Origin of the sequence: Desulfosporosinus cupriresistens (genome assembly GCF_001707885.1) — a bacterium.
In the GTDB taxonomy this organism is placed as follows: domain Bacteria; phylum Bacillota; class Desulfitobacteriia; order Desulfitobacteriales; family Desulfitobacteriaceae; genus Desulfosporosinus.
This window is the reverse complement of sequence record NZ_MASS01000044.1, coordinates 1-17,638: the sequence shown is the minus strand read 5'-3', so window position 1 is coordinate 17,638 and position 17,638 is coordinate 1. Positions and strand designations below refer to the sequence as shown.

Annotated in this window: 17 protein-coding genes and 1 pseudogene; 3 read left to right on the top strand and 15 right to left on the bottom strand. The window is 40.3% G+C overall.

The genetic code is table 11. The features are described from left to right. Window positions 1-154 precede the first annotated feature (154 nt). The 14 genes and pseudogenes from DSBG_RS15700 to DSBG_RS15635 form a co-directional block, all read right to left on the bottom strand. Complete coding sequence (locus DSBG_RS15700; protein WP_068965229.1) at window positions 155-1,027, bottom strand: GNAT family N-acetyltransferase; 873 nt, start codon at window positions 1,025-1,027, stop codon at window positions 155-157. Between the two features lie 311 nt (window positions 1,028-1,338). Next, entirely contained in the window at window positions 1,339-2,937 is a 1,599-nt protein-coding gene (locus DSBG_RS15695) for an L-lactate permease (RefSeq protein WP_068965228.1), read from the bottom strand. 75 nt (window positions 2,938-3,012) lie between these two features. Continuing rightward, complete coding sequence (locus DSBG_RS15690; protein ID WP_068965250.1) at window positions 3,013-4,320, bottom strand: phenylacetate--CoA ligase family protein; 1,308 nt, start codon at window positions 4,318-4,320, stop codon at window positions 3,013-3,015. A gap of 331 nt (window positions 4,321-4,651) precedes the next feature. Continuing rightward, window positions 4,652-5,280 (bottom strand): annotated as a pseudogene (locus tag DSBG_RS15685) (DUF2238 domain-containing protein). Between the two features lie 63 nt (window positions 5,281-5,343). Beyond that, window positions 5,344-6,075: a hypothetical protein gene (locus DSBG_RS15680; protein WP_068965227.1), complete on the bottom strand. Its 732-nt coding sequence runs from the start codon at window positions 6,073-6,075 to the stop codon at window positions 5,344-5,346. Then, window positions 6,072-6,800 carry a hypothetical protein gene (locus DSBG_RS15675; RefSeq protein WP_068965226.1) on the bottom strand — a complete coding sequence of 243 codons (729 nt, stop codon included), beginning with the start codon at window positions 6,798-6,800 and terminating at the stop codon, window positions 6,072-6,074. The genes DSBG_RS15680 and DSBG_RS15675 overlap by 4 nt, the downstream gene beginning before the upstream one ends. Then, window positions 6,781-7,683 (bottom strand): ATP-binding cassette domain-containing protein, encoded by a 903-nt coding sequence (locus DSBG_RS15670; RefSeq protein ID WP_068965225.1) that lies wholly within the window; start codon window positions 7,681-7,683, stop codon window positions 6,781-6,783. Before DSBG_RS15670 ends, DSBG_RS15675 begins: the two co-directional genes overlap by 20 nt. Beyond that, entirely contained in the window at window positions 7,680-8,066 is a 387-nt protein-coding gene (locus DSBG_RS15665; RefSeq protein ID WP_068965224.1) for a GntR family transcriptional regulator, read from the bottom strand. Before DSBG_RS15665 ends, DSBG_RS15670 begins: the two co-directional genes overlap by 4 nt. Before the next feature lie 180 nt (window positions 8,067-8,246). Beyond that, entirely contained in the window at window positions 8,247-8,876 is a 630-nt protein-coding gene (locus DSBG_RS15660) for a histidine phosphatase family protein (RefSeq protein WP_068965223.1), read from the bottom strand. A gap of 134 nt (window positions 8,877-9,010) precedes the next feature. Further along, complete coding sequence (locus DSBG_RS15655) at window positions 9,011-9,853, bottom strand: 1,4-dihydroxy-6-naphtoate synthase (protein ID WP_068965222.1); 843 nt, start codon at window positions 9,851-9,853, stop codon at window positions 9,011-9,013. Next, window positions 9,853-10,554 carry a futalosine hydrolase gene (locus tag DSBG_RS15650; protein WP_068965221.1) on the bottom strand — a complete coding sequence of 234 codons (702 nt, stop codon included), beginning with the start codon at window positions 10,552-10,554 and terminating at the stop codon, window positions 9,853-9,855. The genes DSBG_RS15655 and DSBG_RS15650 overlap by 1 nt, the downstream gene beginning before the upstream one ends. A gap of 191 nt (window positions 10,555-10,745) precedes the next feature. Next, window positions 10,746-11,471, bottom strand: a complete 726-nt coding sequence (locus DSBG_RS15645) for a ferredoxin-like domain-containing protein (RefSeq protein ID WP_068965220.1) — start codon at window positions 11,469-11,471, stop codon at window positions 10,746-10,748. A gap of 108 nt (window positions 11,472-11,579) precedes the next feature. Next, window positions 11,580-12,179, bottom strand: a complete 600-nt coding sequence (locus tag DSBG_RS15640) for a DsbA family oxidoreductase (protein ID WP_083236918.1) — start codon at window positions 12,177-12,179, stop codon at window positions 11,580-11,582. 5 nt (window positions 12,180-12,184) lie between these two features. Further along, window positions 12,185-12,814 (bottom strand): hypothetical protein, encoded by a 630-nt coding sequence (locus DSBG_RS15635; protein WP_068965218.1) that lies wholly within the window; start codon window positions 12,812-12,814, stop codon window positions 12,185-12,187. A gap of 388 nt (window positions 12,815-13,202) precedes the next feature. Here DSBG_RS15635 and aspD point away from each other — a divergent pair, with 388 nt between their 5' ends. From aspD to DSBG_RS15620, 3 genes are all read left to right on the top strand, one after another. Next, window positions 13,203-14,852, top strand: a complete 1,650-nt coding sequence (aspD, locus tag DSBG_RS15630; RefSeq protein ID WP_141694344.1) for an aspartate 4-decarboxylase — start codon at window positions 13,203-13,205, stop codon at window positions 14,850-14,852. A gap of 34 nt (window positions 14,853-14,886) precedes the next feature. Continuing rightward, the gene (locus DSBG_RS15625; protein ID WP_068965217.1) at window positions 14,887-15,087 is read left to right on the top strand and encodes a YgaP family membrane protein; all 201 of its coding nucleotides are present in this window, start codon (window positions 14,887-14,889) and stop codon (window positions 15,085-15,087) included. 162 nt (window positions 15,088-15,249) lie between these two features. Then, the gene (locus tag DSBG_RS15620) at window positions 15,250-16,209 is read left to right on the top strand and encodes an NAD(P)-dependent oxidoreductase (RefSeq protein ID WP_068965216.1); all 960 of its coding nucleotides are present in this window, start codon (window positions 15,250-15,252) and stop codon (window positions 16,207-16,209) included. A 236-nt stretch (window positions 16,210-16,445) separates the two neighbouring features. Here DSBG_RS15620 and DSBG_RS15615 read toward each other — a convergent pair whose 3' ends face one another. Then, window positions 16,446-17,339, bottom strand: coding sequence for a formate/nitrite transporter family protein (locus tag DSBG_RS15615; RefSeq protein ID WP_068965215.1), 894 nt, complete (start codon window positions 17,337-17,339; stop codon window positions 16,446-16,448). Window positions 17,340-17,638: the final 299 nt, after the last annotated feature.

The window sequence follows — 17,638 nt, the reverse complement described above, 5'->3', positions numbered from 1 at the left end:
TGAGTTCAAAGTTGTAACTACGAAAATCTAAATATTCTAATAATATTCTTGAATCGTATTGTTAATAACCATTATCGTCATTATTGCTTTTTCTGAAATTAATAGCGCAAGAATTTTAAGTTCCGCAGTACATTGATGTCTTGAAATCATATCATTATTTATATATTTCACTTACTTTTTTTCTATAATACTCAAAGGCTACTTCTATTTGAAAACCAGATTTTTTATAAAGTTCTAAGGCATGTGCATTGTCGCTATTGACATCAAGCATTAGTTCAGTTTTTCCCGTTTGCCATAAGCGATCGATGATTAGATGTAATAATTCCTTTCCGTATCCTTTACCCCTATATTCGGGTACTATCCCCAACCCAAATATTAAGGCTTCATCTCTCTCCTGGTTTATTGAACTCATGCCAACAATCTCATCGTTCAAGACTGCAAGATAAAGTTCCCGAGTTTCTGATTGAAGACAATTTTCAATTATACTTTTGGAGTCTTCATAGCCATCATTGAAAATCTTCATACTTATATCAATTAATTGATTGAGATCCTTAAAATGGGTAGGTATAAGGGATAGCCGAAACATGTCCTTATATTCATATCTAGTCTTGTTGAATCTCATAGAATACTCGGTATGATCATACTCAGCATTGAGGGTAGTCAATACCCCTTTACCAGAAATTGATTGCTTTTCACATACAAACAATATATTTTGAATATCGAATTTCCTTAGTTCTTCGACTGCTTTTTCTAACAATGCTTTAAAGTATCCATTACGCCTGTACTCAGGCAAAGTAAATGCTGATATTTCAGCTTCCTCTTGTGTGGGGATAAACATGGATAAGATACTTATTAGCTCACGATTTTCATATAGGAGAAATGTACTCTTAATACTCTGATCAAAATTCAAAGAAGTATCTAAGAATACGCTTCCTTTAAGCATGTCATGTTCTTGGCAAATCTTTTCGAGGTTAAGAACTTCATTAATAGTCTTTTTATTTAATTTACTATAAGACTTAATAATCATTAGGGCCTCCTTCAATTCAACGTATGCCGCCACAGTTTCGAGTTCTCTTCAGGCTCTACAGTTATTATAGGCTTTTTCGACTTCTTAGGACAGTTCTCGGGTTTATCCTTTGCCAAGACTACCAGTTCCATAATTATCAATTCCAAGTTCTTCCTCGTGGGGTCGATTCCTTTTCGTGAAAGGTTTCATTTAATCAAAAAGTCCATTATCCATCAAGTGGATAACGGACCGTTTGTTGCTTCAAAAAGCTATTCCCAAAATTGCGTCTAGATTTTCGTTCCTAGCGTTAAGCTATGTAAGTGTGCTGTTTTTCAAACCGCATAAATTTTCAATAACACGACAACCAAAGCGGATGTTACTGCTGTTAATATTAATGAAAATACAAAGGCAATTCTTATTACCTTAGTCTCTTCACCCATTTTATCGATTGCTGCTGCAGCGTTCTGTAATTTTGCTGGAGATATGACGCTCGCTAGACCACCACCAAAGGCCAATCCTGCTGTTACTATAAGCATTTCTTTTAGTCCCATATGGAGCAAATTTGCAGTCTTCATTGTATAGATTGAGAACATTGCTATTGTAGAAGCTTCACTGCCTGTTATAAATCCTCCCAAAAGACCAATGAAAGTAACCACTGAACCGTAAGCGTTACTGAAGATCTGGGATGAAAAATCCGCCAAAACCTGCACCATGCTGGCCACCGCAAACTTTTTTGTGACAATATTATAGCCGGACATATTCATAATCTCCCCTATGCTAAAGAAAATGGCCACAGCAAAAACTGGCCTAGGAGCCCTCTTCCACCACAACCTAAAGGTTTCTTTCAATTGGGAAGACGTCGGTTTTATGAAAACCATAGAAAGAATGGTGCTCACCAAAATCCACGTATAAGCATTCCATAATGCTCTTGTCATAATTGGTTTACCGTCAGCAGACAGACCGACGATTGGAAGGGTAACCTTCCTGTAAAGAAAGTTGAACATATCTGTAGGAACATTAAGGAGAAGTATTAGGACAATAAGAAGGACCCACGGTGTTAAAGCTTTCCAGAGAGGATATGTTTTTTCATAATCCAGCTCCTCAACAGTTAAGCTACTTTTATCGATAACCCTTTTTCCCGTAGCCATTAGATAAAGTACCATAGCAATAATAACCGCGGCACCGCACATGATACCGGTTAGAACCACTAGTCTATCTACTTTGTTTGTATAATAGGAGACAATTGTGATGACCGCTCCAGTAATCACACAAGGAAGCCAACCGTCTTTGATACCCTGCCACTTTCCTACAATCCAGAGCATGCAAAAACCGATTAATGTGGAGACAACCGGTAGAAACATAAAAAACACGCTGCCCGCCTGAGACAAACTAATTTCATGACCCTTGCCGAGAAATGAATTGGCCATGTCCACGAAAACAACTACAGGTGCTCCCAACAAAGCGTAGGTGCAGAGAGCATCATACCCAATACACGGAAGAGCAATAGAAACGTAAGTTGAATAACCCAGGGCCAACATAATAGGCGGAAGTAGGGAGACAGGGGTTGCCCCAACTGATACCATAAGCGTGCCGAAACCAATATTGATAAGCATAATTTGTACGGCCCTATTATCACTGGCGATCGTTTTAATTAAAATAATAACTCTCTTCAGTGCTCCTGTCTTCTCCATATAAGCCATCTGTAACAAAGACGTGGCAACCACTAAAGACACAGCAAAAGACTTTACTCCTCCAGCTACGGTAGACCTGAGGATTACTTCACCACTCGTTTGAAAAAATAGAAATGCGATAACAGAAACTGCAATCCATCCTACGATACCACTGATATCTGCAGGCTTTTTCCAAACAACGAGCATCAATATTATTACGGTAATAGGAATCAAGGTTAGTAGAAGTGAATTAACTGACATATAGTCTCCACCTTCACCTTTATAAAATCAAAATTAGCAATAAAAACGAGAAATTGATGCTGAATATTGTTAAGCCTATTCAGCAAGCTGGCGACGGTAATCGAAGACCCGCTTTGCTTTACCGGCGCTCCGTTCCAGAGTTCCAGGTTGGACGATCTTCAAACGAACGTTGATTGAGAGAACGCCGTGAAGCTTCTGCCGAATGTATCCCTTAAAGTCTTCTAGCCTGGAATAAGGTTCGAGCAGATCTTCACGGGTGAGCTCAACGACTACCTCCAGTTCGTCCAGATAATTGCGCCTGTGGACGTTGATTAAATAATGAGGACCTATGCCCTCGATATTCATGAGAACACTTTCAATCTGGGAAGGAAAGACATTGACACCGCGAATGATCAACATATCATCCGTGCGACCAACGACCTTACGCATACGTGCTGTGGTCCGACCACACTGGCAGGGTTCCTGGGTAATACAAGAGATATCTTTGGTCCGAAACCGGATCACCGGAAAAGCTTCCTTGGTCAGAGAAGTAAATACAAGTTCCCCTTCTTGGCCGGGTTCCAGCGCTTCACCTGTCTCGGGATCGATTGTCTCTATAATAAAGTGGTCCTCTGCAATATGATGACCACACTTATATACACATTCCCCGGCGACACCAGGACCCATTACCTCGCTTAGACCATAGTTATCCGTGGCAATAATATTGAGCCTAGATTCAATCTCCTTACGCATTTCTTCAGTCCAGGGTTCACCTCCGAAGAGCCCGATCTTAAGCTTCAAAGAAGAGATGTCAATCCCCATCTTCTCAGCAGCTTCAGCGATATAAAGCGAATAGCTCGGAGTGGCGATAAGCACAGTAGTACCAAAGTCCCGCATTAACATGATCTGCCGTTCTGTATTCCCGCCTGAGACGGGAACAACAAGGGCGCCAGCTCTTTCCAGTCCATAATGTAGACCAAACCCTCCGGTGAAAAGACCGTAATTAAAAGCAATCTGCGCAACGTCATCGGAGGTGACTCCGGCCAACGTGACCATCCGAGCTGTCAGATCGGTCCAGGTATTGAGATCGTTACCCGTATAGCCAACGACCACTGGTCGGCCAGTGGTACCGGATGAGGCATGGACACGAACCACTTCCTTCTGGGGAACAGCGAAGAGCCCAAAAGGGTAGTTGCTCCTTAAGTCATCTTTCGTAGTGAAGGGCAAACGCTTTATGTCGGCTAAGGATTTGATGTCCTCAGGTCTAATACCTAGTTCCTCAAATTTCGCTCTATAATGCGGCACCTTGTTGTATACCCTGTTAACCGTCCACTTCAGACGTTCTAATTGCAATTCTTCCAGCTTACTGCGGCTCATACATTCTTGCTCTATATTCCAGATCACAATTAACCAACCTTTCTTCAATTGCTACTTCGCGGTCCCTTCTCGCCATCCATGGCTACATGGACACTCGGTCATCCATGACCAGCGGCTGCCTAGTTGCCCTTATACTTTCTAAATAGTACAAAAAAAAGCTACCACAAAAAGGATAGCTGATAAATCAAATCACTTAATCGTCATTCTACCATCCTTCCATGCTCGTAATTTTTGTTCAAATTGGTCGACCTATCTGTCTGCCTTACTACCAAACCTGTGAAACAACTCACAGATTATCTACAGTATCCATTTTAACCAACTATTCTGTAATTGTCTATTGAAAAATGGTTCATTGATCTCATCGCATTTGTTTCAGAACGGAATCATGAAAATTCCCAAGCGATACAAGCGAAATAACGGCACCACACAAAGCCATAAACATATCCCATTGTGTATCCCATACATCCCCTGTGTGCCTTGAAATGCGTCAGCAGCACTCCCTGTAGCCTCTGCTACACCCCACTCAATTAATTCGTACGAAGCGCTAATCGCCAGACAAATGCAAATTACAAGGAAAGATAACAGTTTCCCTCTCTTTAATGGAGATTTGCGTAATAACACTTCTCGACAAATAATTGCCGGCACAAACCCCTGGGCAAAATGGCCCAAGCGATCATAATAATTCCTGGCCAGGTGAAAATTATCTCGCAGCCAATTAAAAAAAGGCATTTCAGCATAAGTGTAATGGCCGCCGATCACAAGAATTAAAGCGTGCACTAATACCAAGACATAAACTAAGTTAGTCAATCGAAATCGATGATATGTAATTATTATAACTGCCAACCCGATCAGTGCTGGAAAAACCTCCAGAAACCATGTAAATAAATCCTTTGGATTAATGACAGACCAAATGAGGGTTAACGCAAAAATTACTAACAAGCCCAGATGTAGTGGTTCAGTAGTTTTGCTCGTTTGCCCTTGATTCATTTATGAACCTCCTTCATAAAGTTACACTCAATATTTGACTATAAAATCAAGTTCATGCAGCATTCAGTCGCTACTAATCAAGTGAATATTGTTGTTCATTCCATTACTAATTATTAAACTTTTAGGAACGCGTATATATACAACTTTATCTCCAAAAGTTGTTGACAACCCATTCTCTTCTCCTGTATTTTGATGTTTAAATTGATTAATAGTAAAGTCAGCACTACATTGGATAAAATCCAGTGATTGGTGAGTCGATGTAAACGATAACGTCCCGTTTTGAAATGTAATAATGGGAGGCAAAATAAACTTTGTATAATCAATCTCTCCAACAAATTGAGTTGCAACGTAAGTGCAAACGTCAATATCTCCGTCATCAATGTTCTTTCTGGCGACCAAAATGGGATATAACCCCACATTGGATGGTACATTAAAGGACAGATTCTTGGAATCGACTTTAAATGTATGACTACTATTTTTATAAAGTCCTGGTAATTCATCTAAATCTTTCTCAGCAGATAAATCGTGACTATACAAATCTGAGATAGTGTTTTGAGATAACGTTATAGCTCGATCTCTATTTTCAATAGTTTGGCTATAACCTTCTTTCGGCAGCAGATATAATATCGGAACAGCCACAATTAAAATTCCAAGATATAAACCTGATACCATTAAACTCCCTCTCCATGATATCCGAGCAAGCTTAAATCCTATTTTCGGAACAATAAATGCTATGGCTATGATTATCACAATGAGCAATATAAGGAATAACTGTGCTGAAGCTCTACTAATCATTTATTAACCTCCATTCCGTTCGAAAGAAATATACTAATGCCAAATAAAAAGGTTGAAGTAATAATGACTTTTAGCACAAATATGGTCAGAGAAACCTCAAAAGCAAAAAACTTAAAAACAGATTGGGAAAAATCGGTATATACTCTTAAGACCCCCAGAATTACTGCCGGAATAATTATTATAAAAGCGACATTCAATTGGGCTAATACCCCTATAAAATAACCAAACGCAGAGAATAAGAGCATATATAAAATAGCAACAAACATACCGAGAAGCAGATCAGTGAAGAAAAATGTGTTGAAAACAATTTGTGACCTGTCAAACGTAGAATTAGTTATTAGCCTTAGAAGCACACCAACAAGTGATGAAGTAATCCCCCCAAAAAGACAAGTGGTCACCAAGCAACCTATGTTTGATAAATTCCCTGACAATCTATTGGTCACAAGTGGAAGCTCCACCTTTTTATAGGGCTTCGAGTTTAGCTGTACGGCTATAAACATTATCCACAAAAACGAGAATACTATAACTATGTTCGAATTATAACTCTTCACCGAAACAGATAATTCTCCATTACCACCCGACATTCTAAGCACTCCGCCCATTGAGAAAAGCAGCGCAATCAGTTGTACAATTATAAGGCTATGGACCAAACTAGAATAAGCTTTAAGCTTGTAGAAATATTGTTTACACGAAATTGATAGCAGGTTAACTTCTTTTGAAGACATCCTCAATCCCCCCATTAGTTTTTGCCGTTAAGTAAACGCACAGATCATCCGTTGAAACCGGGACAACTTCTAAGTTACTTTGCTTTACTTGGTCAAACTGATCTCGCAATAACTCCTTTTTTAAAACAACGTATAAGCTGCCTTTAGAAAATTCTTCTCGATAGAGAATCTCCTTACCTTCTACCAAATCCTGCACGACTTGGGCATTTCCCCTAATTCCAACTGCAAATTCCCTTAACTCAATCGCCGGAAGATGTAATCTCTTTGTACCTTGATTGATCAAGAGAATATCCTCTAATATTTCTTCAAGTTCACTTAATAAATGACTTGATAGAATGATCGTTCGGGGGTATTCAATATAGTCTTTCAGCAAGGCCTTATAAAAATCCTTTCTTACTGCCGAATCCATACCTGTTGTTGGCTCATCGAAAATAGTAAGCGGGCAGCGTGAGGCCATACCGAGAATACTATTAAATGTACTTTTTGTTCCCTTCGATAAATTACTGTGCGGCTGTTTCGGATTCAATGAAAAATAGTCAAATAAGCCACTTGCCAAGCCACTATTCCAATTGATATAAAAGTGAGACACCTCTGTTAATATGTCCTTGAGGGTCAGTGAATTGGGAAATGTCATATTATCATCGATAAAAATTGTATGTGCTGAAACTTCCAAGCTGTTGAACGGATTTCGGGAATGGACCATGAGATCACCACTTGTTGGCCTTATATATCCCGCAATCATCTTTAACAAAGTTGTTTTTCCTGCACCGTTTCTTCCTATTAAACCCGTTATTTTGTTTTCTTCTATATCAAAGGATAAATGATCTATAGCCTTAATCTTGCCGTAGGACTTTGTAACATCTCTGGCTTGAATTGTACTCATCTCAAGTTTTCCTCACTTTCTGCTCTTGCTTGTTGGATCATCCTAATAAGCTCGCTTTCGCTCACATCTAACCGTTTTGCTTCGATAACTAACGCTTCAATCATTTGCCCTAAAATCTGATTTCTGCGCTTAGTTAAGATATACTGCTTGGCATTGGGTGATACAAACATACCTAGGCCACGTTTTTTATAAACAATGTTCTCGTCAGCTAGAATATTTAGCCCTTTAGCAGCTGTTGAGGGGTTTATAGTAAACATATCCGCTAGCTGATACTGCGAGAAGATACGTTCTTCTTCCTTGATGTGATCATTAAGTATTTCTACTTCCAGCCATTCGGCAATCTGTACATATATGGGTTTCATACTTTTGTTATTTAGGATCATAATTCCACCTCCTGGCACAATCCACACCTGTACATTAGTACTGTAACGCACTATACTATAAATGTTATAAATTGTAAAGCGCTTAATAAGGCTCAAATAAACAAGCCCCCCTGGAATAGGCGGAGCTTGTTACATTCATTCTATAAAAAAGGTGGTCAGCAAAACCCGCTACCTTTAATTTTATAATTTTATATCCGTTAGGTGAGCAATATCATTTAGCTTGGAGACTGTTTTTTCTCCCCATTTATTAATCCTTAGATAGGTAAGACTACAAGGTTCGATATCAAATGATACTTTTTTAATATAGTCTTCGGAGAATTCCAACCACCAATGAATTATTGCTAAAATTATCCTTCTGTGAGATACAATAAGCACGGTCTCCATAGATTCTTGTTCAATTACATTCATAAACCTATATACTCTATTATTAAAACTTCTCCAACTTTCAGCATTAGGATAATGTATCCAATCCATTATAGGTTCTGAAATCGGAGAAGATATTTTTTGGGCTTCTTCAGTACTAAGATTTGCTGCGTCACCATTATTCTGCTCCCGCAATTCCATAAATGCTAATGGCTTTTTGGCTATATAACTACCGATAATCTCCGCCGAATCTTTTGCTCTGCGCAGATCACTACAGTAAAATCCAACATCAATTTTCCCCAAAAAGTTTAAAATTCTTTTGCCTGTTTCGTGTGCTTGCATTCTTCCTTTTTCTGTTAAATCCGAGTCTGTCCATCCTCCAGTTAACCCCTTACCTATCAGGTGTTCTGCCTCACCATGTCTTACGAGATACAAATTCTTTATCAACTTTTTCCCCCTATCGTATTTTTACTTAGAAACAAGACTGGAGCATTAGCTTCCAGCCTTATTTCTCTAAATTATAATTGTTAAATATGCCCATCGATCAAAATATCTAGTAGTTAGCTATAATTATGTCTCACTTATAAATATAGGGCCGCTAAATCCACCTTTGGTACCAGACCTTCTTGCGCAGCTCTACTTAGCAAGGAGGTAACCGCCTTATAACCCATCTCACCGATATTCTCAGTAAACTCGTTAACGTAAAGCTTAATGTGGGCTTTGGTTACTTCAGGGGACAACTCTTGGCTATGGCGCAGAATATACTCCTTTGACTCCTCTGGGTGTCCCCAAGCGTATTTGACTGACGCCTGAATCCAGCCAGTGATTGCCGAAAGATCCAGTGACCTACGAGCCATAATCGCACCTAGCGGGATTGGTAGGTTAGTATCTTGCTCCCACCAACTACCTAGATCAGCCAAGAGGGTTAGCCCATACGAGGGATAGGTAAAACGGGCCTCGTGGATCACAAGCCCAGCATCAACTAAGCCGTCACGCACTGCAGGCATAATCTCATGGAATGGTAAGACAACAATCTCACCCACTCCCCCCGGCACATGCTGAGCTGCCCATAACCGAAAAAGCAAATAGGCGGTTGATCGTTCACTCGGAACCGCCACCCGTCTGCTTGATAGCCTTGCCGGATCATTGTTACCAGTTTCTCTATTAGAGGTTAGCACCAATGGTCCGCAGCCTTTACCCAACGCACCGCCACATGGCAACAGGGCGTACTCCGACAATACCCAAGGTAGAGCTGCATACGAAATCTTAACGACATCCGGCCCATTGGATCCAGCTGCCAAACTATTCGTGATATCAATATCAGCATAGGTTACTTCAATCTTTGGGGCGCCTGGTATTAATCCGTGTACCCAGGCATGAAAAACAAACGTGTCATTGGGACAGGGAGAAATGGTAATATTCATCACAAAACCTCCGTCAATACTGAGCTAGCTGCTTCTAAAATGTCTAAAGCCTCCTTGATTCGCCATGTAGACCGCTCACGAGGACCAACCATGTTCGAGATTGCTCGAATCTCCAGAACTGCTAAACTGCGGTCAAACGCCGCAAATCCAACACCATAACCCTCCATAGCCTCAGCAGTGGCTCCCGGTACTCTTGCAGCCAGCTCATCTGCACTCGCAACCGTGCCTGTAACCGTTGAGACCGTGAGCACTGGTCCAGTGATAACGGGCAACTTAGCTGCTAGCAGTGCCCCAGTAACGCGGTCCAATAGGCTAGCCTCAATCTGGACATGACTGCAGCCAAAACCTAATTCATCCACACTAGCAAACCCTTCTGCGGTCTCCGCTCCCAAGTCAGCAACGACAATCTGGCTCGCCACTACGAGCGAACCTACCTCAGCTCTGCCAGGAAAACCTCCACCAATACCAGCACTTATTACCAAACTGTATTCGTTAGTAGCTATTGCCCTGACCGTGTTAACTGCTGCAACGACTGAACCAACACCTGCCACCAAAACGTCAAATCTTGGATCGTGGTTTAGCCCACGCAAGACTGCGTCCCGCTCAGCCGCCACTGCGGTCATCACAAGGACCCGTAGTTCGGATTGCTGTTTACCTAGAATTAAACTAGTTGTATTTTTTGCTTCTTTACCTAAATTCAATATCCTACTCCCTTGTTTAATATATCCAAACTTATATTTTTCTTGATCACATTTTTGACACTACCGTTCGATAGAACAAAACTAGGTGCGAAAACCCTTGCGCGACAAGAGTTTCAACCCCTAGTTTTTATTGATAGCTTTATCTGATATGTACAGAGAACCAACAGCGAAGAGTTATCAACTCTTTGTTTTTAAAGATTGTTAAATTCTGAAAGAGCTAGACCAGTGATGGCGCTCCCTACTGTTCCAAAACCGATTCTTTCAATAGTTTTGGCGAGTCGTTCACCCTGTATACCGTTTTCTCGATAATAAGCTATTGTTTTTTCGCAAATATCCAAGGCCTCATTTATTGAATACAAGCCAGGCAATTCTCTTCCAATCGATTGCTCTTTGCCAAATTTTCCTCCTAGAGAGATTGCGACTTGGTCTGATTTTCTGCCTTGTAAACCTATACACCCGAGGCGAGGCTTTGAACAACCATTGCCACACCCACTAACGATAATTCTCAGCTTATTAGGCAGTACTTGATCGTATTGTCCTTTATAAAATCGCTCATCAATCATTTTAGCAACCTCTTCTGTATCAAAGAAGCTCATCTGACAGACGCTCCCCTTACAGACAAGTGCAGGTCTTGGTCTCATCCCTGTACCGCCGATAGATAAGCCCACTTCCATAAGCTCTCGTTTGACATTATCCAAGTCCTGATACTGGATCCAAGGAATTTCAACATTCAGTCTCTGAGTTAGACTAAAAGAACCTTTTCCATATTTCTCACAGACATCCGTGATCTTGCGCGCTTGTTGGGCATTCATTCTACCTGCCGGAATTACAACCCGACAAGAAAAATGCACGCCATCTTTATAGGCGATATAGCCCTGCCCTTTTAAATATTTCTTCTGTGCATCGGTCAATTCCATTCTAAATACCTCCTCTACTCTTACACCTGATTCAATAATATAACAAAATGTTAAATGATGGTAGTCTTAAAAATCAGAATATTCATTATAGTCAAATCGAGTGATGTATTATCCCAGAGTTAGCTTGTGAAGTTCCTGCCCTTGGAGAAGTTTCTCCAGTGCTTCATAGCTTTGAGCGCCAAAAGCCTTGCGACCTTCTACTATAAAACAGGGAACCATTTGAATGCCCATCAGGTCAGCTTCTTCTTCATCCTGAGATACAGCTTGTTTATACTTTCGAGAAATGAGAGCCTCCAAGAATTTCTCCTGATCTAGCCCTATCCGGAGAGCTAAATCAGTCAAAATATTTAAGTCATTGATGTTTTTTTGTTCTTGAAATTGCGCTGCAAAAACTGCGTCATGATATTCGTTTCCGAGTCCGTTTTCCTCAGCGAATTTAGCGCCTTCTAAAGCTAACCTAGAGTGTTTACTCTTCTCATTAAAGGTCATGTGGAGTCCATATTTTCGGCTCAAATTTTCGATACCCGCTTTGGCTCGGGCCAGATACTCAGCTGGTTTTGGAGGGATTTCCAAACCTTCTGGTCTAAGTTCAAAGGCTTTCCATTCTAAAATTAAATTTTTATCCTTGGCCAACTGGTCAAGTGGGACTTTCCCAATCATACAGAAGGGTCATAAGAAATCTGAGTAGATCGTCATTTTATTTGCCATGAGAATTACAACTCAGCATAGAAAGGCAGCTGTTCGCCCATCACCACTGCGATTCCCCAGAGATAATCATTACCCATTCCCTCGCGCTTGTCTTCTTTGAACCCTTTAGCCTTAAATAGCTCTAAAGTGCTTTTATTTGCTGCATAACCCGACAAGTATTTAGCTCCCTGATCTTTAGCAAACCTCCGCAAATTATTAAGTACCTCATCAAGGATGCCATCGCTTAATGAGTCGAATTCAATATTTTTTACTAAAATAATATCATTAATAAAAACCTCTTGCTTGTTAAGCTTAGTTATATGGAGACTAATTAAGTTTTCTTCAAGACCTAACGTATCAACCCACATGATTTGCGGTAATTGTACTCCTAATAACTCTGCAAGCTCCGGTTTGTATCTATAATCTTCATAATACTCATGTAAAAGCTCAACTAAAGACTGATTATATGCTCGAGCTTGCACAGAGATATTATATTGAGCGGGAAACTTTAATCTTATTTCATCATCGGTAAAGACCTTTATCCCAGGATCCTTTCCAACTTCAGATATGATGTCATCAATTGGAAATAAACTATTAATCTGTTCCTCCGATGGACTCCACTGTTCTGAATAGATACGCATTGGCTTAAGTGGCATCTCCTAGTTCACACCTTTCATGCTCTGTTAGTTTCATTTTATACTTCTTTTACCTAATCAATCAAGCTAGCCTTTACTAATAAACATCCCTCTTTATTTTCCTTTAACTCTTTTACTTTCGGCAAAGTCCCATAAATTCCTCCTATCCTCGTGAAAGAAGTTTCAATTTACGTAGAAACAGGCTGCATCGATATTTTGTCAGACCTTATTCCTAGCTTGTGAAAAATCCTGATTCGCCATACCCATGCTGACTAACTGACTTAATTACGGGTGTATAAATGTATCATGTACAGAGCAGAGTACCCTTAAGCGCTTTCATTATACCTAACTAGGTCGGCCCAACATATATTGGTTTCAGAACGAAGTGGCTCACCAAATTCAAGGAGGCATGATTACCATTAATAAAGACAATACGCTTCGTAGAGAAATTGAACGAACCTACGAACAACTTAGTCCTTTTGAACTTAAGGACAAATTAATTAGTCTAGCCCATGATCGAGGCGATCACAGCATTTGGTCAATGCTCAATGCCGGAAGAGGCAACCCCAACTGGATTGCAGCAACACCACGCGAGGCGTTCTTTACTTTGGGCCACTTTGCCATGGAGGAATCGCGCAAAATATGGAAAGATAACGACCTGGCTGGTATGCCTGAAAAAGAAGGTATCTCGGCTCGGCTAAAGGCTTACACTGAAAAACATCACGACGCACCCGGAGTCGGCTTTCTCAGCGCTATCCTTGATTATGGGACGTTCAATCTAGGTTTCAACCCAGATGCTTGGGTGTATGAACTTGTCGATGGGATTGTCGGAGATAACTACCCTGTACCGGATCGAATGCTCGTACACTTAGAACAGGTTGTCCACGAGTATCTCATTCAGGAAATGTGTAATAAGGTTTCTCCCCCTGGCAAATACGACTTATTCGCTGTTGAGGGCGGCACTGCAGCTATGTGTTACATTTTTGACTCCCTGATAGCTAATAATTTGCTTTCCAAGGGGGATACGATTGCACTTATGGTACCAACCTTTACCCCTTATCTTGAGATTCCTCAGTTATCTCGTTATCAATTTGAGGTAATTGAGATTTATGCTTTAGAAATGGATGAGGCAGGTAGCCGCACTTGGCAATATCCAAACTCAGAAATTGATAAATTAGCAGATCCCAGCATTAAAGCTCTTTTCGTTGTTAACCCAAGCAACCCACCCTCTGTAGCCATAAAAGACTCGTCGAAGCAACGTTTAATAGAAGTTGTCAAGAACCATAATCCGGAGATAATGGTCATCACTGATGATGTGTATGGCACATTTGTGGATAACTTTCGTTCGCTCATGGCTGAGTTGCCATTTAATACACTCGGGGTTTACTCCTTCTCGAAGTATTTTGGGGCTACGGGTTGGCGTTTAGGAGTTATTGCTGTGCACCAAGACAATGTATTTGATCAATTATTGAGAGAACTGCCGCGCGAAAAAAGGGAAGCTTTGGCAGAACGCTATGGAACAATAACTTTGCGTCCCAACCAAATTCGTTTTATTGATCGGATGGTGGCCGACAGTCGTCAAGTCGCTCTTAATCATACGGCGGGTTTATCAACGCCTCAGCAGGTACAAATGGCGCTTTTTGCACTTTTCGGCCTACTTGACAAAGAGAACCTTTATAAGAAGTTGACACAAGGAATTTGTCACCAACGACAAAAATTATTGTACGAAGGTTTCGGGCTCGAGCTCCGTAAGGATGCTTATGACGCTGCTTACTACAGTCAAATTGATTTATTAATTTGGGCAAAGATGAAGTACGGCGACGAATTCGTTCAGTACTTACAAGCCAACTATGAACCCATAGACATCTTATTTCGTTTAGCTGAAGAATCTTCAATCGTACTTCTAAATGGCGGCGGGTTCGAAGGTCCAAAGTGGTCAATTCGCACATCTCTGGCAAACTTGAATGACGAAGCTTATAAAAAAATCGGGGAAACTGTTCAAAGAACGTTTGAACAGTACGCCGCCTCTTGGAGAGCATCAAAGGCATCACAGGAGTAGGTTTGAATGGCAAACTATTAAAGGGGGTATTTCAATGAAATGTAACGTTGGGGGAACTGAGCGAATTATTAGGATTGCAGCTGGAGTAATTATTCTGCTATTAGGTCTGTACTATAAGAGTTGGTGGGGCATAATTGGATTACTCCCACTTATCACCGGTGCAATTCGTTATTGCCCAATTAGTTCGCTTTTAGGTATCTCCACTTGCAAAGTTGAAGACAAGATTGATAACTAATTCTTTTTTATAACCATTCATTAACCGTGATCAAAGTATGCAATAAAGAACTACGCGAAGTAAGCAACTAGTTTACAAACTGGTCTTATGAGTTGACCATCAGCTAGGATAGAACTATAATATTTAGTGTTTATAGAAAATTTTAAACTTTAGGGGGTACCTATGGAAAACACCGTATTTCTTAATTCTGCAAAACTTAACTTTGACAACAGACTCGATTTTTCATCGATAACCAAACTCACTACTTTGACAAACTACGAGGAAAGTAGCGATAAAGAAATTTTAGAACGAGTTAAAGATCAAAGTATTATCATCACGAAAGAATTACCTCTAGGTAGGGATTTGATCTCCCAATTTCCTCCCTCCGTTAAACTGATCTGCGAAGCTGGAACAGGTTATAACAATATCGACATTGTTGCCGCAAGAGAAAAGAATATTACCGTCTGCAACGTACCTAGCTACAGCACTGAAGCCGTTGCTCATCTAGTGATTACCTACATCTTAAATTTCAGCTCTTCGTTGATCCAGAGACAGATGATGATTAAACAGAAAAACTTTGATGATTTTAACAAACACGTAGATTTTCCCCATTTCGAGTTGCAGAACAAAACACTAGGAGTCATTGGTGGAGGCGGCGCTATTGGACAGGCGGTCATAAAAATCGCTCTGGCTCTGGGAATGAATATTCTCATCTATAGTCGAACTCCGAAACCATTGGATAACCCCAACGTACGCTTTGTTTCGCTAGAAGACTTACTCAAACAAAGTGATTTTGTCACCCTCCACTGCCCTCTCACCGCTGATACATTACAGCTTATCGATAAGGATCGTCTGAATCTGATGAAACCTTCATCATTTATCATCAACACCTCAAGGGGATCGATAATAAAAGAAGTTGATATAATCGAAGCCTTACAAAACGGGAAAATTGCTGGTGCAGCGCTAGATGTTCAAGAACAAGAACCACCGGAACCGACTAACCCCTTGTTTTACATGGACAATGTCATCCTCACTCCGCATATAGGATGGCGGCGTTTTGAGTCGAGACAGAGACTTATTAAGCTAATGGCTGTTAATATTGAATCATTTATTCAAGGAAAACTGATTAATGTTGTAAATTGAGTCCCGATATTCTTAAAGGAAAACTTGGCTGGCGCCAAACCTTGGCGAGGCGGCTACCTTAGTTGCACTGATGCGCTGGCCATGGATGGCCGAGTGTCCCTGTAGCCATGGATGGCGAGAAGGGACCTTCCAGAAAGTATGGAACGAAAAGTTATACTTTCTGACTAGTAAAAAATCCTGTCCTTGTTTATTAAGGACAGGATTTTTTGCTGAATTGATTGATTCAATTGCTTCATTTATTTAGCGGCACTTGGTCTGATCTGATTATTTGATGAGGCACTTTCTTTCTTCGAGACATTTTTGATATACACAAACCAATAGACACCAGCTACAAAAAGTGATCCCCCAACAATGTTTCCAAGGGTTACTGGAATTAAGTTATTAGTAATAAAGGTTCCCCAGTTTAATTCCGCAAGTACTTCTGGAGCAACATGGGATTGAGCTACCCAACTTGGGTTTGCTTTTGCCAATATTCCAGCAGGGATATAATACATATTTGCTACACTATGCTCAAATCCGGAGGTAATAAATAGCCAAATCGGAAAGAAAATTGCAAATATTTTACCTACCATGTCCTTTGCTCCGTAGGCCATCCAAACTGCCAGACAAACTAACATGTTACACATAATTCCTAAATAGAAAGCCGACATAAACGATAATCCTACTTTATAGGAGGCTATTTTGATAGTCATCCCACCCAGAACATTGGCGCCACTGTTGAATAATCCAGAATGTACCATCATATAGGCAAGAAAGACGGAACCAACAAAATTACCGCCATAAACAAAAAACCAATTCTTAAGCATTGCACTTAATTTAATTTTTCCATCTAAGACTCCGCTTAAAATCATTGTATTTCCAGTGAACAATTCTCCGCCTGCTAAAATAACTAGCATAAGACCTGTTCCAAATATTGAACCTGCTAAAGCTTTCCCGAGACCATAAGTTTCTGGCTTTGCAAATAAATTAAAGGCTGCCATATTTGATCCTTCGGCTGCAAAAGCTATAAATGCTCCTGCTAAAATTCCCAATATAAACTGATTTGAATATTTCATACCTACTTTTTTAATCCCTGTCTGGATAGTGGTATAAGTTATCTCTGAAGGTGTCGAATAATTATTTGTCTCCAAATTTATCATTCCTTTCTAATTTGGATATTGAAGCAGGGTCTTTGTGTTGTATTCGGTTATCAAGCTACACTTTATGAGATCTTAAGCTAAATATTCTTACCTCCTTTCTTAGCCATTGGCCACCGACAACCCACGATTTCGAGATCTCGTAAGCAAGGTGCTTATGCTCTTAGTTTATCTTCCTTCATTCTGTCTGTCGTGTTTTTGAACATTAATAAAGTATTTTGTCAATAAATAAAATGTTGAGAAAGTTTAGTAAATTGAAAATAGGTGTTCATATTTAGTAAATAAAAAAAAGG